The following is a 24,774-nucleotide window of genomic DNA, read 5'->3' on the forward strand; positions in this document are numbered from 1 at the left end:
TTCGTCATCGTTTCCCGCAATCCGCCGGCCTTCTCTCGATGCCTCGTCGGTTCATAGGGTGCCTGTTCCAGCAGCATCGCACAGCACCACAAGCTGCGAGGTGGCTCGGGTCATGGAGACATAGCGTCGCACGGCACCTTCCACTCCTGAGCCGAAGCGCTCGGGCCGGTAGAGCAGGACAAGGTCGAATTCCAGCCCCTTGGCCTGCTCAGGGCTCAACACGGCCACCCTCGGCCGCGGCGCGAACGTATTGTGGCCAATGACCGCGGCGATACCTTCAGCGTGGTTTTCCAGCCAGACATCGAGAATCGGCTCCAGTTCATCGGGGTGCACATAACGTACCGGTGCGCCATCGGAGCGAATGGACACGGGAACATTCGCCTCAGGCATTTGCTGGCGGATGACACTTGCCGCGGCGTCCATAACCTGGGCGGTGGTGCGGTAATTGATGTTCAACTGTGCCACATGGACGTCCCGTATCCCTGCCCGGGCCAGGCGCCCTGCCCAGCTCCCGCGGAAACCTCCAGTTGCCTGCGCCCGATCGCCGACAATCGTCAGGCTGCCCGAGGGACAGCGCCTGCGCACCATGGCCCACTGGGCATCGGTCAGATCCTGGGCTTCATCGACAATCACGTGGGAGAAAGGCCCTGCCAAGGCATCGCCAGCCGGCTCCTCGACGGCTTGGTGCCTGACCAAACGATCCTGCAAGTCGGTATTCATCAGCTGCGAGGACAGGTCTTCCTTGTCGTCGGCGGAAGCGATCAGGTCGTCAATGACCTGTCGCATCAGCCTGCGCTCCGAGGCGAACTTGGCAGCACGCCGCAAACGGACTTGTTCACCGTGCGGGTCGCCAACCAGCGCCCGTGCCGCATCCAGCAACGGCACATCAGACTCGGTCCACGCAGTCCCGGCCCCTGCTTCCAGCAGCGCGTCGATGTCCTCCAAACTCAGCTGCCGGGCACAATAGCGCAGCAAGTGTGCGTTCGAATACAGGGTCCGCAGGAGATGCTCCGGATCCAAGACAGGCCAGTACTCTGCCAGACAGGCATCCAGCTGGTCGCTGGTAGCAACTGCATGCCTGGCTTCCGAAACGCTGACCTCGTCGCCGGATAGCCTCGCAGCCAACTGGTCGACAAGTATCTCGCGCAACTGGGAGCGCGCGGCGTTATGGTCCAAACCCGATTCAAGCGAATCCACCGCAGCCGCCCAATGGGCAGGGGAGAGCGTGAGATCATCCCACGGGGTTTCAACGACGAGCGGCAGCACGGGAGGCTGCTCGAACACCTGCACGGCTCGTTCCACGGCGTCGACCATGGCGGCGTCGGACTTAATCCTGCCAATATGAGGGTCGGGATCCACGCCGACAACACCTGCATTCGAAACCATGTTCGAAAGTATTGAAACCAGGACCTCGTCCTCTCCCAGGTTCGGCAAGACGTCGGAAACGTAGGCCGTGTAGGAATCATGCGGACTCACCACGAGCACCCGTCCGCCCCGGCTTTTCATCCGAGCGTCCGAATACAGCAGATAAGCGGCGCGATGCAGTGCTACTACGGTCTTGCCCGTCCCCGGGCCCCCATCCACCACGAGGGCCCCGGCCGAGGGACGTCGGATGATCGCGTCCTGGTCGCCTTGGATCGTGGCCAGGACATCCTGCATCTTCCCGGTGCGCTGCTCACCCAACGAAGCAAGGAAAGCCGAATGGTAATCCAGCGAGGTGCTGTCGCCCAGATGGTCCAGGTCGAATACCTCGTCGAAGTAGCCGGCAATCAACTGCTTGCGCCAGCGGTACCTCCGGCGCATGGCCAATCCCATCGGGTTCGCATGGGTTGCAGCGAAAAACGGTTCCGCCGCCGGTGCCCGCCAATCGACCATCAACTGGTTGCCCTGCTCGTCGCTCAGGCCCAGGCGTCCGATGAAAAGGCGCTCGCCGGAAGAGGTCTGCATGAATCCCAAACATGCCTGCGGGCCGACACGGTTCAGTTGCGCCAGCCGGTCGCCCAGCTCGCTGACTTCCACGTCCCGTTCCAGGGATTGCTGCAGTACCCCTGCCCTGTCGGACCCACGCTCGATGAGCCGGTGCCGGGTTTGGGTTCGAAGGTGCTCCACACGCTGCCAAATTTCCTGCAGTCGCTCATTGTCCGCGTCGAGCGACCCTGCAGGCACGTGGCCGGCCTGCGTGTCAGACAGCGCGAAAAACTCGGGTAGTGGCGCGCTGGCGGCTGAAGGGGAATAGGGCATACAAGAACTCCTGGAATTGCATCAAACTGGCGGGGCAAACATCGATTATGCGCCCTGCCCGGGGCCTTGCGGCAAGGGGGTATCAGTGGGCTATTCTGAAAATGCGGGGAATGATTTCAGCTCCGGTCAGCGTCGTCTAAGGCGCGAAAGCGCCACAAGAAAGAATTTCGAACTGTATTCGCTGGCAATCGTTGTCTTTGCTGCAGCGACAGAACAGCTAACCGCGCCAGGCCAGTCCTTCATCATCCACGATAGGCATTGCTTGGGTGATGCTTTTTGAACATCAAATCGGAATGCCCATGGCGGTAATGCGTCATGGTGATTCACTTGGGGTTGGGATGAACAAAAGCCGACCTTGCAGCCTCAGGTCAGACCCAAACAATACTTGGCCAGACCCATGACAAGAAGCTTCAACATCCGATGACCGCACTCAACTTGGATGACCTTCATTGCTAATGGTTTCTTCGGGTTGAGCATTTTCCTACGCGTGTCCCCAGAACCGACTGCGTCTGGTGCATAGTATCGAGCTAACGATACGTGGGAGGAATGCAATGGAGATTCTGGATCTTGACGAAAAATCACTTAGAGACCGTTATGCACAACTGACAGTGGAGGGTGGACTCCGCGAACAGTTGAGGGCTTCAGTATTCCTGTTGCTTCAATTTGCTGATGGGCGCGAAAAAGCAGACTTCATTGCACGTTGCACAGAGTACCCTCCCGCACGTGCCGAATTTGTTGCCGACCCTCGTAACGAATTACGCAGCCTATTCATTCTTCGAGGAGACCTCAGCGCGTTCTTTCGCTATCTAGACCCGAATCGGGAGTGGGACGCTCCACACCGGAAGTCTCCTAAGGACATCAGTGAATTATGGGAGTTGGCAACAATTAGCTTGCCGGTCTTGCTGGCGGCCGGTGCGATCATTGAAGATCTCAAGGAAAAGAACACAGGCTCAGTGCCATCGTCTGCATCCTACATGTGGCTGCAGCATGCGCCGACGGCATTGCAAGGCACAGCAGAAGACGTTGATACGTGCACCTGGCTCTTTAACAGTTGGCGAGAACGCGGAGCTTCGGAATCCGCGAATCAAAGTTCGGGCATGGTCGGAAGCGGGGATGAACGTAATGCTCTGGTCGAACAGCTGGTCATTCAATTGGGCAAGCACAAGAATGTCATATTGGAAGGCGTGGCCGGAAGCGGCAAAACCCACAGTTTGGACGCGTTAAAAGTTCACTATCATGATCGTGTCTCGGTTCTGGTCTTTCATCCGTCTACTTCCTATGAAGACTTCGTTGTTGGCCTGCGACCGATCGGCGCAGAGTTTTCGGCGGTACCTGGTTCTTTTCTTCTAATGTGTGAACGCGCCACCCGCGATCCGAATCATGATTACCTGATTTTTATTGATGAGATCAACCGGGCCAACACTGCGCGCGTCCTCGGGGACCTCTTGATGGTTATCGAAAGCTCTAAACGTGTCCAAGCGTTGTCGTCCTCGCAAGACAACGTCAGAAACGATGAGTCACCGTTTTGGACTTGGCGCCCCGAGGACTTCAGTTCAGTTTTGACGGATCAGGAACTGGCTGTGCGCGGGCGAATCAGTAGCGTTCAATTGCAAACCGCGCTGGACGGGCCGACCGGAGCCTTGGGTGGCAGAAAACATCTGATCGTCCCTTCCAACCTGCATATTCTCGGAACGATGAATACTACGGATCGATCAGTGGGAACCATCGATCTGGCATTGCGACGCAGATTTAGCTGGATCACGGCGGAGGTCTTGTACGGCCAGCAGCTGGCTCAGTTGTTGGGACCACACCGCGCTGAACAACTTCACACGGTCATCGAGTGGCATGCGTCGGCAAATCGGGTGTTAAGAGAGAACGTGGGGCCCGACGCCATGTTGGGCCATTCGTATTTCTTCTCCGCCAACTCTTCAGCCGAAGATGTAGCGGAAGCGTTGGTGAATCAGCTTGCGGAAGTGGCGCATACGTTCAACTTCGATGAGCAACTAATTCAGAAGCTATTCGGAGAGCAAGCCCCGACGCTGCCCAAGGGGTTGAAACTGCACCAACATGGGCGTGGCCTTGGCAAGAGATTCATGAACGTCTCTGCGAAAGTTGCAGCAGATGGCTGAAACTCTGCATGATTCGCTCACGCCTGTCGATCTGGTGTGGTTTCAGGCAAGTGGACGGGGTAACGGCATCGGCTTGACCGCAATTCGCGTCTTCAATGGTGCTTATGACATGCATCAGGTGCTTTTCATATACATTCTGCCCAAGTTCTGGCGTGAAGTATCGAGAACGCAAGAAACCTGCAGCAGGTACACCCTGATCGAGTCTGACCTCCCTGACCCGCGCGTGACTCTTGTGTTGTTCGAGCGCGACGCTCTCGGGGTGCCTTCCACATGGGCTGCAGGCCTGCGTAGCGCGACGTTCTCCAACGAGAAGGACTTCAGTCCCGTACCACCGCAATCATCTCCGACTAACGGGGAAACGTGGGGCGACACGGACCATTCCACCGGTGCCAGCGACATGCTATGGGCGGAAATTGTCTCTCCCTTGAACTCCGGTGGCGATTTCCCAATGTCTTTGCAACCGGTCGGTAGCCGCGAATCAGTCGACGGTTTTTGGCAGCTGGTTCGAGAACGCGTCGTGCCGCTGATTTCGGATCCGCCTCCAGGCGCTCGACTGATGCTGCACGAACCGTCAGCCCGCAAACTGTTTCTGGAGCTTTTTCTCAGATTATTTGGTGAGCAGGTAGCTCGTCGTAGACCGCACTTTTTATCGACACGCGAACCTTTGAATGCGGTCAGGGGGCGGATAGTAGTTGACTCGCTTGTCGAACGGGCGATGCGACGCAGCGTGGCAATCTGGTGCGAATTCGATTCGCTGGACGCCAACACTCGTGTCTGGCAGGCCTTAAGGGCAGCGGTGGCTCATTGCTCTCACGAGGTGGTCGGTGTTCCCGATGTGCTTGAGTTGGCGGTGGAGATCGACGCCAGATTGAGCGACGTGTCAATGGAACCGGTCCACGAGATACTCAGGTTGGAACCGATGGTCGACCCCGCGATTCACGACCGTGATTTGCAGAAGCTATACCGCATGGCGCTGAGTATTTTAAGGAGTGAAGTGCTGCTGGCCGAACCAATTGGGGAGATTTTTGACGGACTGATCTTCACTTTCAAAATTGCCAGCAGCGATTTGTGGGAAGACCTGATTATCCAGGCAATCGCGGGCACTAGTGACTTCTGCGCCGCCAAGCCTGAATTAGGCCGGAGTCTATTCCATGGAGGTCAACGCAAGAGTGTTGATATCGCTGTATCGCTCCCTAATAGCGAGGAGGAGAACTCTACGGATGCATCCAGGACGGTATTGGTGCTGGACGCCAAATACAAACCGTCTCCGGGTTTGCTTGGATCTGCGCAAATGAGTGACCAATACCAGATTTACGCATACGCCAACTTGTGGGGCGTTCCGGCATTCCTCGTATATCCGACCATGCGACAAGACGAGCACCCGCGTCCAGACACTCGGCAAGCTTTCAATAACAGGGGCCAATATGCGGGTATCCTCGTCCTGCCTTTTCCTGGACCGGGTCAGAGCCGTATACCGTTGTCTGCATCCGAGCTGTCGCATATTATTCGTGGCGCCACTGACTGGAAACTAGTCGCAGAAGTAACGCGAGACATCGATCCAGATGCAATCGTGTCCGAAATGTGACAGTGCGCTCACTCGGCAGATTGTTGGGTGCCGGGAATTTTCACAGTGCCCAAGTCGCGATAGGATAGATGAACCATGACTTTGAACCGGCCATCACCGGGGAGTCGTCGGAAGAACAGCGTTCTTCGATCAAGTTCGCCGAACGCCAAGTAGAACCGACCGGGTCCAGCCCGTCACAGCTGAAGAGAAGCGATTTTCCGCCAGTGCCCACAGCACCAGGAGGGGGATAAGCGGGGTGGTACCGCGGCGCATGCGTCGTCCTCGTAGGCAAGGATTTATCGACCCTACGCTTGAAGGACGGCCAAAGCGATGAGCTTCTACCCGAAGGTCACTACTGACCCAACCGGTTCGACCCCGGCTTCGCCGCGTTTCCCAGAAATTGAGAAGCGCGTACTCGACTACTGGAAGAACGACAACACTTTCCAGGCCTCCATCGACCAGCGCAAGGGCGAAGAATTCGTCTTCTACGACGGCCCTCCATTCGCCAACGGCCTGCCGCACTACGGCCACCTTCTGACCGGCTACGTCAAGGACCTGGTCGCCCGCTACCAGACCCAGCGCGGAAAGCGCGTTGAGCGCCGCTTCGGCTGGGACACCCACGGCCTGCCAGCCGAGCTGGAAGCCATGAAGCAGCTGGGCATGAACGACAAGCAGCACATCCTTGAGATGGGCATCGACAAGTTCAACGACGCCTGCCGCACCTCGGTGATGAAGTACGCCGACGAATGGCAGGACTACGTCACCCGCCAGGCGCGCTGGGTCGACTTCGAGAACGACTACAAGACCCTGAACGTCGAATACATGGAATCGGTCATCTGGGCCTTCAAGCAGCTGAGCGACAAGGGCCTGACCTATCAGGGCTTCCGCGTGCTCCCGTACTGCTGGAAGGACGAGACCCCGCTGTCCAACCACGAGCTGCGCATGGACGACGACGTCTACAAGGACCGCCAGGACCAGACCGTCACCGTGGGCTTCACCATCCTCGCCGGCGAGAACCCGGTCTCGGCCGAGCTGGCCGGCGTGCAGGCCCTGGCCTGGACGACCACCCCGTGGACCCTTCCGACCAACGAAGCCCTGGCCGTGCACCCGGACGTCGAATACGTGGTGGTGCCCGCGGGAGAGAACGGCGTGAAGGCCTCCGAGGCCGCCGGACCGTTCCTGCTGGCCAAGGACCTGCTGGGCTCCTACGCCAAGGACCTGGGCTACAAGGACGCCAAGGCCGCCGCCGCTGCCATCACCGCCAGCTACACCGGCGCCCAGCTGGCCGGCGTGCGCTATGCTCCGCTGTGGGACACCTACACCGACACCGAGAAGTACGGCACCGAAAACGCCTGGCAGATCCTCACCGCCGACTACGTCACCACCGCGGACGGCACCGGCCTGGTCCACCAGGCTCCCGCCTACGGCGAGGAAGACCAGAAGGTCTGCGAGTCCAACGGCATCCCGGTGATCCTCTCCGTGGACGAGGGCGCCAAGTTCCTGCCGGTCTTCACCGGCGGCCCGCTGAACGACATCGCAGGCGTGCAGGTCTTCGAGGCCAACAAGACCATCACCAACGTGCTCAAGGCCGACGGCCGACTGGTCAAGCAGGCCTCCTACGAGCACTCCTACCCGCATTGCTGGCGCTGCCGCACCCCGCTGATCTACCGTGCGATCTCCTCCTGGTATGTCGAGGTCACCAAGATCAAGGACCGCATGCTGGAGCTGAACGAGCAGATCAACTGGATCCCGGGCAACGTCAAGCACGGCCAGTTCGGCAAGTGGCTGGAGAACGCCCGCGACTGGTCGATCTCCCGCAACCGCTTCTGGGGCTCCCCGATCCCGGTCTGGGAATGCGACGGCGTGGAGTGCGAGCACCGCGAGGTCTTCGGCTCGCTGGACGAACTGAAGAACTTCTTCGGACGCCTGCCGGTGAACCACGACGGCCAGCCGGATCTGCACCGCCCGTTCATCGACGAGCTGACCGCCGCCCATGCCGGCTGCGCCGCCGGCGGCACCCTGCGCCGCGTCGAGGACGTGCTGGATGTCTGGTTCGACTCCGGCTCGATGCCCTACGCCCAGGTGCACTACCCGTTCGAGAACCAGGAATGGTTCGACGGCGGGCACAATCCTGCGGACTTCATCGTGGAGTACATCGGCCAGACCCGCGGCTGGTTCTACACCATGCACATCCTGGCCACCGCGCTGTTCGACCGCCCTGCCTACACCAACGTGATCTCCCACGGCATCGTGCTGGGCTCGGACGGGCAGAAGATGTCCAAGTCCCTGCAGAACTACCCGAACGTCACCGAGGTCCTGGACCGCGACGGCTCCGACGCGATGCGCTGGTTCCTGATGGCCAGCCCGATCCTGCGCGGCGGCAACCTGATCGTCACCGAACAGGGCATCCGCGAGGGCGTGCGCCAGGTCCTGCTGCCGCTGTGGAACGTGTGGCACTTCTTCAACCTCTACACCAACGCCGCGAACAACGGCGCCGGCTACGAGGCCAAGTTCTCCACCGCCTCCACCGACCCGTTGGATACGTACATGCTGGCCGCCACCGGCCAGCTGGTGCGCGAGGTCACGCAAGCGCTGGATTCCTACGAGGTCTCCGACGCCACCGAGGCAGTGCGCCGCTACATGGACACGCTGACCAACTGGTACGTGCGCCGTTCGCGCCAGCGCTTCTTCGACGAGGACACCCAGGCCTTCGACACCCTGTACACCGCGCTGGAAACCCTGGTGAAGGTGACCGCCTCGCTACTGCCGCTGGCCAGCGAGGAGATCTACCGCGGCCTGACCGGTCAGCGCTCGGTGCACCTGACCGACTGGCCGGACGCCAACGACTTCCCGACCGACGCCACGGCCCTGGAAGCCATGGAAACCACCCGCAAGATCTGCTCGGTGGGCTCCTCGCTGCGCAAGGCCAAGAACCTGCGGGTGCGCCTGCCGCTGGCAGAGCTGAAGATCGTGCTCACCGACGCCGCCCGCCTGGCCGGCACCTACGAGTCGATCATCGCCGAGGAGCTGAACCTGAAGTCGGTCACCCTGATCGATGCGGCCGGAGTGGACTCCGCCAGCTACGGCATCAGCCAGCAGCTGGTCGTCAACGCCCGCGCCGCCGGCCCGCGCCTGGGCAAGAACGTGCAGCAGGCCATCAAGGGCGCCAAGTCCGGCGACTGGTCGGTCACCGACGGCGTGGTCACCGCCGGCGGCCTGGAACTGGCCGAGGGCGAGTACACGCTGGACACCGTGGTGGACGACGCAGCGGACATCGCCGCAGCGGTCATCGACGGAGGCTTCCTGGTGCTGGACACCGAGGTCACCGCCGAGCTGGCCGCCGAAGGCACCGCCCGTGACATGATCCGCTCCATCCAGTCCGCCCGCAAGGACGCGGACCTGCAGGTCTCGGACCGCATCCGCACCGTGGTCACCGCTAAGGCGGAAACCATCGCGGCGCTGGAAGCCAACCGCGAGCTGGTGGCCGGCGAGACGCTGACCGCGCAGCTGGAGCTGCTGGTCGACGACTCGGTCGAATCCGAGCAGGTCACCGTCGTCGTGATGCAGGACGCGGCCAAGTGAGCGAACTGAGCCGCGTCTACCGCGAACTGCTGGACCGTGCGCCGGAAAACAAGATGGAACCGCGCATGGACCCGATGTTCCGCGCCATGGAGATCCTGGGCGAGCCGCAGAAGGCCTGCCCGGTCATCCACATCACCGGCACCAACGGCAAGACCTCGACCGCTCGCATGATCGAGTCCCTGCTGCGCGCGCACGACCTGCGCACCGGCCGCTACTCCTCGCCGCATCTGGTCTCCGTGACCGAGCGCATCAGCGTGGACGGCGAACCGGTATCGGAGGAAACCTTCGTGCGCGTCTGGGACGAGATCAGCCCGTTCCTGGAGATCGTCGACGCCGAGCTGGACGAGCGCGGGGAAACCCGCCTGACCTACTTCGAGGCAGTCACCATCCTGGCCTTCGCGATCTTCGCGGAGGTGCCGGTGGACGTGGTGGTCCTGGAGGTGGGCCTGGGCGGCATCACCGACGCCACCAACGTGGCCGACGGCAACGTCTCGGTCATCACCCCGATCTCGCTGGACCACACCGACCTGCTGGGCGACACCACCGAGCTGATCGCCCAGGAGAAGGTGGGCATCCTGAAGCCCGGCGGCTACCTCGTCTCCTCGGTGCAGCCGGTGGACGCCGCCGACGTGCTGCTGGCCCGCGCCCGCGAGCTGGAGGTCCCCACGGCCTTCGAGTCCCTGGACTTCAAGCTGCTGGACCGCCAGGTCGCCGTGGGCGGCCAGCTGCTGAGCATCCAGGGCCAGGCCGCGACCTACGACGAGATCTTCCTGCCGCTGTTCGGCGCCCACCAGGCGCAGAACGCCGCGGTGGCGCTGGCCGCCGTGGAAGCGTTCCTGGGCGGGGGAGAGCGCGAGCTGAATGCGGACCTGGTCCGCGAGGGCTTCGCCGAGACCTCCAGCCCCGGACGCCTGGAACTGGTGCGCACCGCGCCGAGCATCCTGGTGGATGCCGGGCACAACCCGGACGGCATCCGCGTCTCGGCCGAGGCGATCCGCGAATCCTTCGGCTTCTCCCGGCTGGTGCTCATGGTGGGCATCCTGCAGGAGAAGGACGCCGAAGCCATGCTCTACACCATGCGCGAGGAGTACGGCGACCTGGTGGAGGACCTGTGCATCACCCAGTCCTCCTCGCCGCGGGCCATCCCGGCCGGGGAACTGGCAAACATGGCGCTGGCCGCCGGCTGGCCTGAAGAAGACATCCACGTCACCGAAGACCTGGAAGACGCCATCGAGTGGTCCGTCGGCCGCGCCGAGGCAGGCAACGACCTGTCCGGCGGCGTGCTGGTGACCGGCTCGATTACACTGGTGGGCGAGATTACGACCCTGCTCAAGGGAGGAGCCTAGTCATGGCCAAGCTGACCCGCGCCCAGCGCGAGTGGCGCCCGGGCATGCAGAAAAAGCAGCGCTCGGTTAAAACGATGTTCGCCTCCACCGTGCTGGTCTGCGAGGCCCTGCTGGCGGTATTCGTCACGCTGGCGGCCTTCGGGCTCAAGCGCGGCGAGCCGGCGGTGATCCTCAGCCTGGGCGCCGCGGTCGCGGTGCTGTGCATCGTGACCTGCGCGCTGCTGACCAAGAAGATCGGTTTCATCATCGGCTGGGCCCTGCAGGTGGTGTTCTTCCTCAGCGGTTTCATCCTGGTGGACATGTTCTACCTGGCCAGCGCATTCACCCTGTGCTGGTGGTACGCGCTGTCCAAGGGCGAAAGCATGGACCGCGAGAACACCCAGCGCGCCGCCGCCCAGGAAGCCTGGGACAAGGCCCACCCCGAACAGGCCTAGGCCCGTTCGACCACGAAGTTTCAACCACCGATACGAAGAGGTAGTCACATGACTGAACGTACCCTGATCCTGGTCAAGCCGGATGGCGTCAAGCGCGGCTTGACCGGCCAGATCATCGCCCGCATCGAAGCCAAGGGCTACACCATCGCCGAGCTGAAGCAGGTCACCGCGACCCGCGAAGTGCTGGCCCAGCACTACGCCGAGCACGAAGGCAAGCCGTTCTACGAGCCGCTGGTAGAGTTCATGCTCTCCGGCCCGGTTGTCGCGATTGTGGCCGAGGGCCACAACGTGATCACCGGCTTCCGTTCGCTGGCCGGCACCACCGACCCGACCACCGCCGCTCCGGGCACCATCCGCGGCGACCTGGGCCGCGACTGGGGCCTGAAGGTCCAGCAGAATCTGGTTCACGGCTCGGACTCGGAAGAGTCTGCAGCACGCGAGATCGGCATCTGGTTCGGCAACTAGCCGATGAAACACGCAATCCCAGGGACCCTTCGGGGTCCCTGGGATTGCGTGTTTAAAGGGGATGCCTACAACCAGCCATCGAGGTTGTTGTTGGTTCCGGGAGGAGGGGCTGCCAGCGTGGGGGCCGGGAGGCCGCCGGTGCTGATCGAATCGAAGTCGTCCTTGGAGATCAGGACCACCGATTCATGGTTAGCACCTTGGACGGTGATGACCTCGTGGCCGGTCGCCACGTTGTCCAGCAGGTGCGGAAAATTCTGTAGGGCTTCTTCATAGCTGAAATTCAGCATGCAGATTCCTCCTGGTGTCATGTGCTCAAAGCGTCGAGGATGGGGCGATGCCTGCACCGTGGATGAAGGCCACGGTACTAAACGGCCAAGTGGCCGTCCGGGGAGTATGTTCTCTGCATCGCTCCAGGTAATTCACATGAGTCACATTAAACACACAAACATCGGGCAATACAATCTTCAGCATTATTTTGTGACACGAATTGATGAATCCGTGGATTGCCGCTGGCGGTATCGATGCCGCCGCGGTGGCAAGGTTCCAAGATCCGCAGGACGCTGCCCCTGACGCAGCGTGAACCGATGGGACTAGTCCGTGGCGAGCCTGGCGAAGAGCAGCGAGTCGCGGCGACCCGTTGCCGTGCGCTTGTGGGCTCGTAAAAGCCCCTCGTAGCTGAACCCGGATTTTTCAAGCACCCTGCGCGAGGCGGTGTTCTCCGGCGCGCAGGTGGCCTCGATGCGCTGCAGTCCTAGGTCGCTGAAACCAAAGTCGAGCAGGAATCCCGCCACGACCGTTGCGTACCCCCGGCCCCAGCACGTGCTGTTCATGGCATAGCCCAGTTCTCCGCATGCATGCTGCCCGCTCGCGGTCGATACCGCGCCAGCGCCGATGGCCTCGTTGTCCAGCGTCACCGCAAGGTTCAACGCGCCGGCGGCGGAGGCCATGGCCTCGTTGATGAACGCCTCGGTGTCGGGGCGGGAGTTCGGGCCCAAGTCGACGTACCGGCAGACCAGTGGATCCGAGGCATAGGCATGTACGGCATCGATGTCCCGCAGGGTGAAGCTGCGCAGGGCAAGGCGGCCGCCATTGGGCAACAGGTGTTCTCTGAGCGGTTCCATGCGGTGTTCGGTTTCCCTTTCACGGGTGAGTAGCAGGGTATGGCGCAGGCGGGAGAAAACAAGGGGTCCAGCTTCCGGATGATGGAAGCTGGACCCCTTGGACGTACATAGCGGGCAGTGCGCGGTATTGAACTACTCGGCGGTGTCCTTCACCTCGTCGGAGGCCGGATGAGCAGGCTTGGCTGCTTCCGCCTTGTCCTGAGGCGCCCGCTCCTTGGCGGCCTTCTCCTTGGCGTCGAGGCGTTCGAGTGCGGATTCCTCCTCATCGAGCGCGACCTCCGCGAGGATGTCCTGTTTCGCCTCGACCGCTGGATCCTTCTTCTCGCGTCCTGTCCAGACCTTGATCACGGCCCATGCAGCGGCCGTCAGGGGCACGGCGAGTACCGCTCCGATGATGCCGGCCAGCACGGTGCCGGCGGTCAGCGCCATCAAGACGACCAGCGCATGCAGGCTCAGGGCGTTGGCCATGACGACCGGCTGCAGGAAGTTGCCTTCCAGCTGGTTCACGATGATGACCGCGGCCAGCACGATCAGGGCAACCACCGGCCCGTTGGTGACGAGGGCGACAAGGGTGGCCAGCACGCCTGCTACCGTCGCGCCGACCATTGGCACGAAGGAACCCAAGAAGACGATGACACCCAGCGGGATGGCCAGCGGAACCTGCAGGACCAGCAAGGTGACGGTGATGCCGATCGAGTCGACTGCCGCCACGATCGAGGTGCCGCGGATGTAGCCGCCGAAGGTGTGCAGCGCGCGGTCGCCGGACAGGATCCACTTGTTGCGGTAGTGCTTCGGGGTCCAGGAGACCGCGAAGGCCCAAATGCGGTCGCCGTCCTTCAAGAAGAAGAACAGGATGACCAGCAGCAGGATCAGCCCGGTGATGAAGCTGCCGGCGGCACTGATCGTATTCAGCGCCCCGGTGCCGAACTGGGAACTGGTCAGGAATCCAGTGACGGTTTGGACTGCCTTGTCGATCTGCTCCTGGTCGATGGTGAACGGAATGTCGACCAGCATTTTCTGGACAATCTCGTTGAGCTGGTTGAAGCCCTGGACCGCCTTGTCGACGAGCGTCGACCATTCGTTGGTTACGGAGAACACCAACCCGGTGCCGATGCCGCCGAGCACGAGCAGGGAACCGAGGAAAACGATCCACGCCGAAAGCAAGGCGTTGAAGACCTTGCGCAGCTTGACAACCAGTGGCCACAACGCGCAGGCGATGATGATTGCCAGCAATGTCGGGATGACGATCGTGGTGAGCCTGAGCATGCCGACGATGATGAACCCGGCCAACGCGCCGACAACCAGGATCTGCGCGCTGCGGATTCCCATGCGTCCAAGCAGGTCGGTCCACAGCCCGCTGACGGTGAATTCCGGCGGCTGCTCGGCGCTCAAGCCCAACGCCGCGTCGGCCTTCACCTTTGGCGCCCTCTCCTTCGTCGAGGGTTTCGCCCTGCGAAACAAACTCATACTCGCTCCTCTATGCCGTTTGTGATAGCTCCAACAATAGGCTAGCGAAATGAATAGCTGGTTGATCAACACCGTGAGGATGATCTTTTGCCAGCTCAGTGATGACTTGCTCGTGCTCTGGGTGGATGATCGGGGCTAGGAACGCGGTCCGAAGTATTCGCTGGCCAGCAGTCCCATGATGATCCGATCGTGGAACTGGCCATCATGGAAGCCAGCCTGGCGTTCGCGTCCTTCTTCGCGGAATCCTGCCCGGTTGAAGGTGCGCAGCGCACGCTCATTGTAGGCCCAGACGCTCAGTCCGATGCGGTTAAGCCCCATTTCGCGGAAGCCGAAATCGATAATCATCTTGGTTGCCATGGTGCCGTAGCCCTGGCCCACGTTGGAGCCGCCGATCATGATCATCAGCTCGGCCGAGCGGGCCGGGGCGTTGTAGTTGTACAGCGCCGTGTGGCCGATCAGGGTGTCGTCGGGCAGCGTGATGCACAAGCCCACCCCGTCGGTGGTGCCCCGGTTCAGGCTGCGGCCCTTGAAGAGCTCGGCGGCTTCGGTTCCCGGATGCGGGAGCACCAGGGAGCCCTGCAGCGCCATGAACTCCGGGCTATTCCACCACTGGGTAAGGATTGGCAGGTCATCGTCCTGCAGTTCGCGCAGTCGGATGTGCTCCGAAATCAGCAGATTGATTCCGTAGTCCTGGGCGTTCTCTGTGTTCCATATGTCACTGGCCATGCATCCAATCTACCCTGTTGCGTATTTCACGTTCCTGGAAACGAGCTGCGGCTGGATCAACGTATACGCAACGGAAAAGCTGGTTTGGCTAGGAGTTAAGCTAAAGAATTGCTTCGGTGGGATGCGCTGGACACGCCGGAGTCGCTCACCGGGGCTTGGGCGCGGACTTCGAGTGTTTGCCCAGCCAGAAATCCAGCGCTGCAGACAGCAGGATCCCCAGCGCATAGGCCGCGAGATCCAGCGCAGCGAATCCGGAGCCGAACACCAGATGGGCTGCCGGGAGCATGGAAGCCATCAGCGCTGGCAGGCCGGTGAGCTGCAGGAATTCGATCCCGAAGCACCACAGGAAAGCCAGGGAGGCTGGTAGCCACGGGGAACGCCTGACGAAGATGAAGGCGAGCAACACGTAGAACAATGCTGCGTACAGCACCCCGCCGGAGAGGTCTGCGGCCAGCCCGTCGGCCAGGTATCTTGCGCTTAAACCAACGGGGACCATCGCGATGGCGATGATCCCCAAGGTCAGTCGGCGTGCGGAAACACTGCCCATGCTTATCCGAAGAAGGCGTTGGGGAAACGCAGGATGACGGTCGCAGCGACCAGCAGCCACAGGATGGCGGTGATGATCCAGCTCCATTCGCGGAACAGCTTCTTGACTCCGTCGCCGGCGGGGATCACGCCGTTGAGCACGTTGCGTCCGGTGGTGAAGACAAAGAGCGGGATGACCATGGTCCACACGACCATGCAGTAGAGGCACAGGGCGTTGATTTCGTACAGTGCCTGGTACCAGAACCAGATGACCAGGCCCAACGCCGCGGTGATGCCCAGCTGGAAGCAGATCCAGAACCAGCGCTGCAGCTTGGTGGCCCCTGCCAGCAGCGTGAAGCCGATGGTCACCACGACGGCGAAGCAGACGATGCCGAAGAACGGGTTGGGGAACCCGAAGATGCCGGCCTGCTCGGTCTTCATGACCGTGCCGCAGGAAATCCATGGATTGACGTCGCAGCTGGTGACGTAGTCGGGATTCTTGTAGAGTTCGATCCGCTCCAGAACCAGGATTCCGGCCGCGACCCAAGCGATGAAGCCGGTGATGATGGTGAACAGGCCGAACCCGCGATCCCTCGCCCACCAGGGCAACACGCCCGGGGCCTGTTGATTTTCAAGTGATGAAACCATGCTTTGACTATTCCATATGTTCCTAGGAAAGCGGATGTCTCCGCCGTGTGCGTTCTCATCCTAGAAAGATTTTCTGTGCAACGGATATGTGCCCGTGAACGCGATGTGAACGAAATATGAGAGAATGGGAATGGTTGTTCGCGGATCCACAGTCTGCTTTCAACCCAACGAGAGACTTTCGAAACGACAGATCGTCAGGCGATGCATCGCTTCGGTTGAGTGCCCAATATGTGCGCCTCCCGAGGGAATACCGCGGATCGAAGGGCTGCAAAGGAAAGCAGCTGGTTTGAAAGGGCCGCGTTGAGCCGCAGTTGCTGCGTCGGGATCGGTAAACCGGACCCGCGGCGTGGATAGCTGCGGAATATATAGAGCTTTTGCGTCCGGCCGACTCATAGAAGAAGGCCGAGCCGCACGTCATGATTGTAGATTCAGCCAAGGCGCCGTCTGTGGAGGATGCCGACGTTGGACATTAGTAGGAGTACGCGAAATTAAATGAGCGCATCAAATCAGCGAAAGGGTGGGGCGCAGGGAAACAAGCGAGGCAATCGTTCGACGCGCGCCCGCCGCACCCAGGTGTCCACCACTCCGGCCCGTCCTTTGCGCCGTGCCATGACCTTGGCAGAGCTGAACGCCGCTGCCGGCGTCGAGGATACCCAGTACCGCTGGCGGGCCACCCGCCGCACCCAGGTGTCCACCCCTGACTCCAGCAAGCGCGCCAGCCGCCAGGCTGACCGCCGCGCCCAGGGCGCGCGCAGCGCAGCCGCCGACGAGGCAGTGAACGAGCAGGCTGCCAAGCAGCAGGCAGCCGAGGCCGCCGCTTCCGAGCAGCCGCAGGATTCGGCCGCCGAAACCGTCGAGGCGGCCGCACCGGCAGCTTCGCTGGAAACCGTCGAGGCCATCGCCCAAGCAGCCATCGAGGCCGAGGCGCACGACGAGCCCGAAGACCGCACCGGCGCGTTGCTGGCCGAGCACGGCAACACCATGATCATGAACCCGTTTGCGATCCCTGAATCGGCCCACTCGGTGCTGGCCCAGGCCGTCGCGAAGAAGACCCGCACCACGCCGCGCCCTGAAGCCGACGAGCAGTCCGAGGGCGAAGACGTCACCTCGCGCCGCCGTCGTCGCCGCCGCCGCGGAGACGTGGACCTGGAACTCGAAGGCGGCTCGCAGGACGATCCGCCGAACACCGTCACCCGTGTCCGCGCCCCGCGCGCCGGCATCGAAAGCCACGCCAGCGTGAACAACAAGGTCGCCTCGGTGCGCGGTTCCACCCGCCTGGAAGCCAAGCGCCAGCGCCGCCGCGAATCCCGCGAGACCGGCCGCCGCCGCCAGGTGATCACCGAGGCCGAGTTCCTGGCGCGCCGCGAGTCGGTTGAGCGCAAGATGATTGTGCGCCAGCGCGAGGACCGCATCCAGATCGGCGTGCTGGAAGACGGCGTGCTTGCCGAGCACTTCGTGTCCAAGACCCAGCAGGATTCGCTGATCGGCAACGTCTACCTGGGCAAGGTGCAGAACGTGCTGCCGTCCATGGAGGCCGCCTTCGTGGACATCGGACGCGGGCGCAACGCCGTGCTGTACGCCGGCGAGGTCAACTGGGACGTGGCAGGCCTCGAAGGCCAGCCGCGCCGCATCGAGAACGCCCTGAAGGCCGGCGACTCGGTCCTGGTGCAGGTCACCAAGGACCCGGTGGGCCACAAGGGCGCCCGCCTGACCAGCCAGGTCTCCCTGCCGGGCCGCTACCTGGTGTACGTGCCGGGCGGCTCCATGACCGGCATCTCCCGCAAGCTGCCCGACGTCGAGCGCCAGCGCCTGAAGAAGATCCTGAAGGACCACCTGCCGGAGAACGCCGGCGTGATCGTGCGCACCGCAGCGGAAGGCGCCTCGGAAGAGGAGCTGACCAATGACATCAACCGCCTGCGTGCCCAGTGGGAAGGCATCGAGGAGCAGTCGACCTCGACCAAGACCCTGGCCCCTGAGCTGCTGTACTCCGAGCCTGATCTGACCATCAAGGTCGTCCGCGACGTCTTCAACGAGGACTTCACCAAGCTGATCGTCTCCGGCGAGCAGGCCTGGGACACCATCGAGGCCTACGTCATGTACGTGGCGCCGGATCTGATGGGCCGCCTGGAGAAGTGGGAGCAGGACGAGGACATCTTCGCCAACTACCGCGTGGACGAGCAGATCGCCAAGGCGCTGGACCGCAAGGTCTTCCTGCCTTCGGGCGGTTCTCTGGTCATCGACCGCACCGAAGCCATGACGGTGATCGACGTGAACACCGGCAAGTTCACCGGTTCGGGCGGCAACCTCGAAGAGACCGTCACCAAGAACAACCTGGAAGCGGCCGAGGAAGTCGTGCGCCAGCTGCGCCTGCGCGACATCGGCGGCATCATCGTCATCGACTTCATCGACATGGTCCTTGAATCGAACCGCGACCTGGTGCTGCGCCGACTGGTCGAGTGCCTGGGCCGCGACCGCACCAAGCACCAGGTGGCCGAGGTGACCAGCCTGGGCCTGGTGCAGATGACGCGCAAGCGCATGGGCACCGGCCTGCTGGAAGTCTTCGGCGAGGAGTGCGAGCACTGCGCCGGCGCGGGTGTCATCACCCACGAGGAGCCTGTTGAATCCCGCAAGTCCTTCAACTCGCATGGCGAGAGCCATTCGAAGAAGTACGCCGAGAAGCCTTCGCGCAACCGCCGCCGCCGCGGCGGGGACAAGGACGAGAGCAAGCCGGTAGAGCAGGAGCACACCGAGGTCGTCGAGGAGAAGACCGAAGCCACGCGCCATGCCCTGGCCAACATCGCCGCGGCCTCGCACCTGGATCACCCGGCCGAGCATGCCGTGAAGATCGGCGACGACGAGGTTCCGATGCCGAAGCACGTCGAGACCGGCTCCGCCGACTCGTCCCTCACCCTGGAATCGCTGGAAGCAGCGCTGCCGGAAGGCGAAGGACAGGGCGAGCAGTCCGACTCCGGGCGCAAGCCACGGCGCCGCTCCCGTTCCCGCGGCCGCAACCGCGGCCAGGACGAGCAGCAGGGGGCCGAGTCTCAGGCCGAAGAGCAGCAGGCTGCCGCCGAGCCGGAGAACGCAGCAGAACAGGTTTCCTCGAAGCCTGCCCGCAGCCGTTCGCGCCGCGCCTCGCGTCCGCAGGAGGCCTCCTCGGGGGAGCAGCCGGTCCTGACCGGCCTGGCCCTGCCGGCTTCCCAGGCCCCCGTTGCCGAGCAGACCGCAGCACCTGCTGCGCCTGCCGCCGCCGCTTCGGCGGCCCCACAGAGTTCCACCAAACCAAAGCGACGCAGCCGTCGGGCCACCTCGGTCCAGGGCGATGCGAACGCGGCGGTGGAAGTGGTCGAGGTATCCGCTGCTACCGGTTCGGTAGTCCAGATGGATACCGCCAGTTCACGGGCTGAAAAGCCTGCCGAACCGGCCGGTGCTCCGGTCATGTTCGGTGTCGGAGTTCCGGTTCGCGAACTGAAATAGATGAACTTGGTCACGGTTCACCCACTGGGGCAGTTTGTATTTGCCCCAGTGGCGTGGACTAGCGTAATCTAGTTGATCGGTGCTAAACGCCAAGATCACGGACTTTTGGTCCGCTCGGCGTCAAGGCACAAGCGCATGAGATCCCTGCGTAACGGACCTGAACAAGGTTTGCGGGTTGATTTCTGCGCCGGTAAGACAATAAACGTCGAGTAGAAGTGAGTACCCACGTGGTGTACGCAATTGTCCGCGCAGGCGGCCACCAGGAAAAGGTTTCCGTTGGAGACCTGATCACCGTTGACCGTCTTCAGGCTGCCCCAGGTAGCTCCATTGAGCTTCCTGCCTTGCTGCTGGTGGACGGCGAGAAGGTAACTTCCGCCGCTGCCGACCTGGCTAAGGTCAAGGTCACCGCCGAGGTCGTTGAAAACCTCCGCGGTCAGAAGATCGTTATCCAGAAGTACAAGAACAAGACCGGTTACAAGAAGCGCCAGGGTTTCCGTGCTGCTCTGACCAAGGTCAAGGTCACCTCGATCGCCTAATTAGGCGCTCGTACTATCCATTTTTTGTAGCGAAAGAGGCTAAATCATGGCACATAAGAAAGGTGCGAGTTCCACTCGCAACGGTCGCGATTCCAACGCACAGTACCTGGGCGTAAAGCGCTTCGGTGGTCAGGAAGTCAAGGCAGGCGAAATCATCGTTCGCCAGCGTGGCACCCACTTCCACCCAGGCGCCGGCGTAGGCCGCGGCAAGGACGACACCCTGTTCGCTCTGGCTGCCGGTGCAGTCGAGTTCGGCACCCGTCGTGGTCGCCGCGTGGTGAACATTGTGGCTGCTGCCTAACTCAGGCACGCAACAGCATTTTTAGTACACAAGGGGTGGGCCGATTCCGGTCCGCCCCTTGCGTGCGTAGATAGACTTTTAAGCGAGCAAAAGTTCGCACCCCTTTTCTAGGAGTAGATGGCCCCGTGGCTGCATTCGTTGATCGCGTTACCCTTCATGCCACCGCAGGCAACGGTGGTCACGGTTGTGTGTCCATCAAGCGTGAGAAGTTCAAGCCGCTGGGCGGCCCCGACGGCGGCAACGGCGGCAACGGCGGCGACATCATCCTGCGTGTCGACCCGCAGGTCACCACGCTGCTTGACTTCCACCACCTGCCGCACCGCAAGGCCGGCAACGGCGAGCCGGGCAAGGGCGGCCTGCGCCCGGGCAAGCAGGGCCAGGACCTGATCCTGGGTGTGCCTGCAGGCACCGTCATCAAGACCCGCGACGGCGACATCCTCGCCGACCTGGTCAACGTGGGCGATGAATTCCTCGCCGCCGCCGGCGGCCAGGGCGGGCTGGGCAACGCCGCGATCGCCTCCGACAAGCGCAAGGCCCCGGGCTTCGCGCTGCTGGGTATTCCCGGTCAGGAGCAGGACGTCGTCATGGAGCTCAAGTCCGTGGCCGACATCGCGCTGGTGGGCTATCCTTCGGCCGGCAAGTCCTCGCTGATCGCCGCGGTTTCCGCCGCGCGCCCTAAGATCGCCGACTACCCTTTCACCACTCTGGTGCCGAATCTTGGCGTCGTGCAGGCCGGCGAGGTCCGCTTCACCGTGGCCGACGTGCCGGGCCTGATCCCTGGCGCCTCCGAGGGCAAGGGCTTGGGCCACGAGTTCCTGCGCCACGTCGAGCGTTGCGCGGCCATCGTGCACGTGCTGGACTGCGCCTCGCTGGAATCCGACCGCGACCCGATCACCGATCTGGAGACCATCGAAGCCGAGCTGGCCAGCTACGAGGCCGACTCCACTTTCGCCGGCACCGACGGCACCATCGTCCCGCTGGTCGAGCGCCCCAAGCTGGTGGCCCTGAACAAGGTCGACATGCCGGACGGCAAGGACATGGCCGACTTCGTGCGCCCGGAGCTGGAGAGCCGCGGCTACCAGGTCTTCGAGATCTCCGCGCTGGCCCGCGACGGCCTGCGCGATTTGTCCTTCGCGATGGCCAAGCTGGTGGAGGAGGCCCGCGCCTCGCGTGTCGTGGAAACCCCTGTGGTCGAGGTGCCGGTGATCCGCCCGCGCTCGGTCAACAAGCGGGAATTCTACATCCGCCGCGAAGAGCAGAACCTCGAACCATTGTGGCGCGTCATCGGCGAGAAGCCGGAGCGCTGGATCATGCAGACCGACTTCCGCAACGACGAGGCCGTCGGCTACCTGGCCGACCGCTTGGCCAAGCTCGGCGTGGAGACCCAGCTGTTCAAGGCCGGCGCCAAGCCGGGCGACGCGGTGGTCATCGGCGTGGAGGAGAACTCCGTGGTCTTCGACTGGGAGCCGACCATGGCCGCCGGTGCGGAGCTGCTGGGCAGCCGCCGCGGCGAGGACGTGCGCCTGGAGGACCGCGGCGCCCGCAAGACCCGCGAGGAGAAGCGCGCCGAGCACGAGGACCGCAAGGCGGCCAAGGCCGCTGCCCGCGACGAGCTGGAGGCAGAGCGCCGCGCAGGCATCTGGACCGAGTCCGTGCATGCGAAGGCCGCTGAGCGCAAGGCCAAGCAGCGCGCCCAGGAAGACCAGTGAACACCACCAAGACCCTCTCCGCGGTGTCCTCCCGCGCCCAGCTGCCCCAGGCCAAGCGCCTGGTCGTTAAGGTGGGCTCCAGCTCGCTGACCACCGTGGAAGGCGGCATCTCCCAGGAGCGGCTCGACTTCCTGGTGGATACGCTCTCGCGCACGGTGGCCGCGGGCACCGAGGTGGTGCTGGTGTCCTCGGGCGCCATCGCCGCCGGCCTGGCTCCGCTGGCGCTGGCCAAGCGCCCCAAGGACCTGGCCACCCAGCAGGCGGCCGCCTCGGTGGGGCAGGGCCTGCTGCTGGCGCAGTACACCGCGCAGTTCGCGCAGCAGGGGATCACCGTCGCCCAGGTGCTGCTCACGGCCGATGACCTGATGCGCCGCACCACCTACACCAATGCGCTGCGCGCGCTGGTGCGGCTGCTGAACCTCGGGGTGCTGCCGATCGTCAACGAGAACGACACGGTCGCCACCCACGAGATCCGCTTCGGCGACAACGACCGCCTGGCCTCGCTGGTGGCCCACCTGGTCAAGGCCGATGCGCTGCTGCTGTTCTCCGACGTGGACTCCGTCTACGATGCGCATCCCGCCCAGGGCGGCAGCCGCATTCCGCTGGTCGGCCACCCGGACGAGATCAGCGCCATCGACCTGGGCACCTCGGGTTCCTCGGTGGGCACCGGAGGCATGATCACCAAGGTGCAGGCCGCCACGCTCAGCGCTTCGGCCGGTATCCCGGCCCTGGTCACCTCCACCGCCAACGCCGCCCGCGCGCTGGCCGGCGAGGACGTGGGAACCTGGTTCGCCGCGCGCAACACCCGCCGCTCGGCCCGCGACGTCTGGCTGGCCCACCTCGCGGTGGCCCACGGCCGGCTGATGCTGGACGCCGGCGCGGTGCGCGCCATCCGCAGCGGCGAGAAGTCGCTGCTGGCCGCAGGCATCACCTCGGCTACCGGGGACTTCGAAGCCGGGGACGCGGTGGAGATCTGCGACGCCTCAGGAACCGTGGTGGCCCGCGGCCTGGTGAACTACGCCGCGCTGGAACTGCCGGCAATGTTCGGCCGCTCCACCTCCACGCTGCTGGCCGACCTCGGCGAAGGTTACGAAAAACCGGTAGTACATGTCGATGACTTGGCGCTGATCTAGGTTCCGGAACCTACAATGGGTGCATGACCCTCACCGTTTCCGAGACCGATGCAGCCGTCCACAAGCTGGCCGACCGGGCCCGCCGCGCCTCGCGCGTGCTGGCCCGCGCCAACCGCGACTGGAAGGACAAGGCCCTGCGCGCCATTGCGGCGTCCATCGACGCCAACCGCGCAGGGATCATCGCCGCGAATGCCAAGGACCTTCAGGCCGGCAAGGCCAACGGGACCTCGGCGGCGATGCTGGACCGCCTGAAGCTGGATGCTCCGCGCATCGATTCGCTGATCTCCGCCCTGCACGAACTGGCCGGCCTGCCCGATCCGGTGGGCCGCGTCGTGCGCGGCGAAACCCTGCCCAACGGCCTGCGCATGCGCCAGGTCAACGTGCCCATGGGAGTCATCGGCACCATCTACGAAGCCCGTCCCAACGTCACCGTGGACATCGCCGGTTTGTCGCTGAAGAGCGGCAACGCGGTCTTGCTGCGCGGCGGCTCGGCGGCCCTGAACTCCAACCTGGCGCTGGTCGGCTTCATCCGCGACGCCCTGGAATCCGTGTCGCTGCCCCGCGACCTGGTCATCTCCGTGGACGAATACGGCCGCGAAGGCGCCGACGCCATGATGGGGGCCCGCGGCAAGATCGACGTGCTCATCCCGCGCGGTGGGCGCGAGCTGATCCAGCGGGTGGTCACCACCGCCAAGGTGCCGGTCATCGAAACAGGCGAGGGCAACGTGCACATCTACCTGGATGAGAGCGCCGACCTGGAAATGGCCACCGACATCCTGCTCAATGCCAAGACCCAGCGTCCGAGCGTCTGCAATACCGTGGAAACCCTGTTGATCCACCAGAATGCCGCGGCCGCCGCCGGCGTGCTGCAGGCCTTGTCGGCCGCCGGGGTCACCCTGCACGCCGAGGAACGCGCCGCCCAGCTGGTGCCGGAGATTGCCACGGTGCAGGCGGGGGAGGACGACTGGGCCAACGAGTACCTCGACCTTGACATCGCGGTGAAGGTGGTGGACGACATGGACCAGGCGCTGGAGCACATCCGCGCCTACTCCACCGGCCACACCGAGGCGATCATCACCTCCTCGCTGCGCAATTCAGAGCGCTTCATCGCTGAAATCGACTCCGCCGCGGTCATCGTCAACGCATCGACCCGCTTCACCGATGGCGGCCAGCTTGGCCTGGGCGCCGAAGTTGGCATCTCCACCCAGAAGATGCACGCCCGGGGACCCATGGGACTGGCCGAACTGACCACGACCAAGTGGATCGTCCAAGGCGACGGACATGTCCGTAAATAGTTTCTGACCGCCTAATTCGGTACCATGTAGAAGAACGCTACCGTGACCTTTCGGGCCACTGCCCGGGCTAGCCCC

20 protein-coding genes are annotated in these 24,774 nt (G+C 63.2%); 13 read left to right on the forward strand and 7 right to left on the reverse strand.

Features of this window, described 5'->3' with window-relative positions; genetic code table 11:
* Positions 1–51 precede the first annotated feature (51 nt).
* Complete coding sequence (gene helR / locus DFO58_RS04025) at positions 52–2,241, reverse strand: RNA polymerase recycling motor ATPase HelR (protein ID WP_120989335.1); 2,190 nt, start codon at positions 2,239–2,241, stop codon at positions 52–54.
* 85 nt (positions 2,242–2,326) lie between these two features.
* Between helR and DFO58_RS18105 the strand changes: the two genes are divergently transcribed.
* The 7 genes from DFO58_RS18105 to ndk all read left to right on the forward strand — a co-directional run bounded on the left by DFO58_RS18105 (position 2,327) and on the right by ndk (position 11,761).
* Positions 2,327–2,521 (forward strand): hypothetical protein, encoded by a 195-nt coding sequence (locus tag DFO58_RS18105; RefSeq protein ID WP_147407179.1) that lies wholly within the window; start codon positions 2,327–2,329, stop codon positions 2,519–2,521.
* A 271-nt stretch (positions 2,522–2,792) separates the two neighbouring features.
* Positions 2,793–4,370, forward strand: coding sequence for an AAA family ATPase (locus DFO58_RS04030; protein WP_120989336.1), 1,578 nt, complete (start codon positions 2,793–2,795; stop codon positions 4,368–4,370).
* Positions 4,363–5,955 (forward strand): hypothetical protein, encoded by a 1,593-nt coding sequence (locus tag DFO58_RS04035; RefSeq protein ID WP_147407180.1) that lies wholly within the window; start codon positions 4,363–4,365, stop codon positions 5,953–5,955. Before DFO58_RS04030 ends, DFO58_RS04035 begins: the two co-directional genes overlap by 8 nt.
* A gap of 309 nt (positions 5,956–6,264) precedes the next feature.
* Positions 6,265–9,516 (forward strand): isoleucine--tRNA ligase, encoded by a 3,252-nt coding sequence (gene ileS / locus DFO58_RS04040; RefSeq protein ID WP_120989338.1) that lies wholly within the window; start codon positions 6,265–6,267, stop codon positions 9,514–9,516.
* Between the two features lie 53 nt (positions 9,517–9,569).
* A complete protein-coding gene (locus DFO58_RS04045) occupies positions 9,570–10,862 on the forward strand; it encodes a Mur ligase family protein (RefSeq protein ID WP_120989539.1) in 1,293 nt (430 codons plus the stop codon).
* 2 nt (positions 10,863–10,864) lie between these two features.
* Positions 10,865–11,296: a DUF4233 domain-containing protein gene (locus tag DFO58_RS04050; RefSeq protein WP_113606350.1), complete on the forward strand. Its 432-nt coding sequence runs from the start codon at positions 10,865–10,867 to the stop codon at positions 11,294–11,296.
* 48 nt (positions 11,297–11,344) lie between these two features.
* Positions 11,345–11,761 (forward strand): nucleoside-diphosphate kinase, encoded by a 417-nt coding sequence (ndk, locus tag DFO58_RS04055; RefSeq protein ID WP_047119281.1) that lies wholly within the window; start codon positions 11,345–11,347, stop codon positions 11,759–11,761.
* A 65-nt stretch (positions 11,762–11,826) separates the two neighbouring features.
* Here ndk and DFO58_RS04060 read toward each other — a convergent pair whose 3' ends face one another.
* The 6 genes from DFO58_RS04060 to DFO58_RS04085 all read right to left on the reverse strand — a co-directional run bounded on the left by DFO58_RS04060 (position 11,827) and on the right by DFO58_RS04085 (position 16,248).
* The gene (locus DFO58_RS04060; protein ID WP_053798249.1) at positions 11,827–12,048 is read right to left on the reverse strand and encodes a type II toxin-antitoxin system Phd/YefM family antitoxin; all 222 of its coding nucleotides are present in this window, start codon (positions 12,046–12,048) and stop codon (positions 11,827–11,829) included.
* A gap of 303 nt (positions 12,049–12,351) precedes the next feature.
* Positions 12,352–12,882 (reverse strand): GNAT family N-acetyltransferase, encoded by a 531-nt coding sequence (locus tag DFO58_RS04065; RefSeq protein ID WP_120989339.1) that lies wholly within the window; start codon positions 12,880–12,882, stop codon positions 12,352–12,354.
* A 132-nt stretch (positions 12,883–13,014) separates the two neighbouring features.
* Positions 13,015–14,298, reverse strand: a complete 1,284-nt coding sequence (locus DFO58_RS04070; RefSeq protein WP_286163474.1) for an AI-2E family transporter — start codon at positions 14,296–14,298, stop codon at positions 13,015–13,017.
* A 186-nt stretch (positions 14,299–14,484) separates the two neighbouring features.
* Positions 14,485–15,075: a GNAT family protein gene (locus DFO58_RS04075; RefSeq protein WP_047119278.1), complete on the reverse strand. Its 591-nt coding sequence runs from the start codon at positions 15,073–15,075 to the stop codon at positions 14,485–14,487.
* Between the two features lie 145 nt (positions 15,076–15,220).
* The gene (locus DFO58_RS04080; protein ID WP_183043096.1) at positions 15,221–15,622 is read right to left on the reverse strand and encodes a DUF2809 domain-containing protein; all 402 of its coding nucleotides are present in this window, start codon (positions 15,620–15,622) and stop codon (positions 15,221–15,223) included.
* Between the two features lie 2 nt (positions 15,623–15,624).
* A complete protein-coding gene (locus DFO58_RS04085) occupies positions 15,625–16,248 on the reverse strand; it encodes a vitamin K epoxide reductase family protein (RefSeq protein WP_120989342.1) in 624 nt (207 codons plus the stop codon).
* Between the two features lie 492 nt (positions 16,249–16,740).
* Here DFO58_RS04085 and DFO58_RS04090 point away from each other — a divergent pair, with 492 nt between their 5' ends.
* The 6 genes from DFO58_RS04090 (at position 16,741) to DFO58_RS04115 (ending at position 24,699) form a co-directional block, all read left to right on the forward strand.
* The gene (locus DFO58_RS04090; protein WP_286163475.1) at positions 16,741–19,725 is read left to right on the forward strand and encodes an Rne/Rng family ribonuclease; all 2,985 of its coding nucleotides are present in this window, start codon (positions 16,741–16,743) and stop codon (positions 19,723–19,725) included.
* Positions 19,726–19,952: 227 nt separating this feature from the next.
* The gene (gene rplU / locus DFO58_RS04095) at positions 19,953–20,261 is read left to right on the forward strand and encodes a 50S ribosomal protein L21 (protein WP_047119274.1); all 309 of its coding nucleotides are present in this window, start codon (positions 19,953–19,955) and stop codon (positions 20,259–20,261) included.
* Positions 20,262–20,307: 46 nt separating this feature from the next.
* Positions 20,308–20,562, forward strand: a complete 255-nt coding sequence (gene rpmA, locus DFO58_RS04100) for a 50S ribosomal protein L27 (RefSeq protein ID WP_022875303.1) — start codon at positions 20,308–20,310, stop codon at positions 20,560–20,562.
* Between the two features lie 125 nt (positions 20,563–20,687).
* Positions 20,688–22,271: a GTPase ObgE gene (obgE, locus tag DFO58_RS04105; RefSeq protein ID WP_113606344.1), complete on the forward strand. Its 1,584-nt coding sequence runs from the start codon at positions 20,688–20,690 to the stop codon at positions 22,269–22,271.
* The gene (proB, locus tag DFO58_RS04110; protein ID WP_113606343.1) at positions 22,268–23,404 is read left to right on the forward strand and encodes a glutamate 5-kinase; all 1,137 of its coding nucleotides are present in this window, start codon (positions 22,268–22,270) and stop codon (positions 23,402–23,404) included. Before obgE ends, proB begins: the two co-directional genes overlap by 4 nt.
* 23 nt (positions 23,405–23,427) lie before the next feature.
* Positions 23,428–24,699: a glutamate-5-semialdehyde dehydrogenase gene (locus DFO58_RS04115; protein WP_047119271.1), complete on the forward strand. Its 1,272-nt coding sequence runs from the start codon at positions 23,428–23,430 to the stop codon at positions 24,697–24,699.
* Positions 24,700–24,774 lie beyond the last annotated feature (75 nt).

The organism is Arthrobacter sp. AG1021 (assembly GCF_003633665.1).
GTDB lineage: Bacteria > Actinomycetota > Actinomycetes > Actinomycetales > Micrococcaceae > Glutamicibacter > Glutamicibacter soli.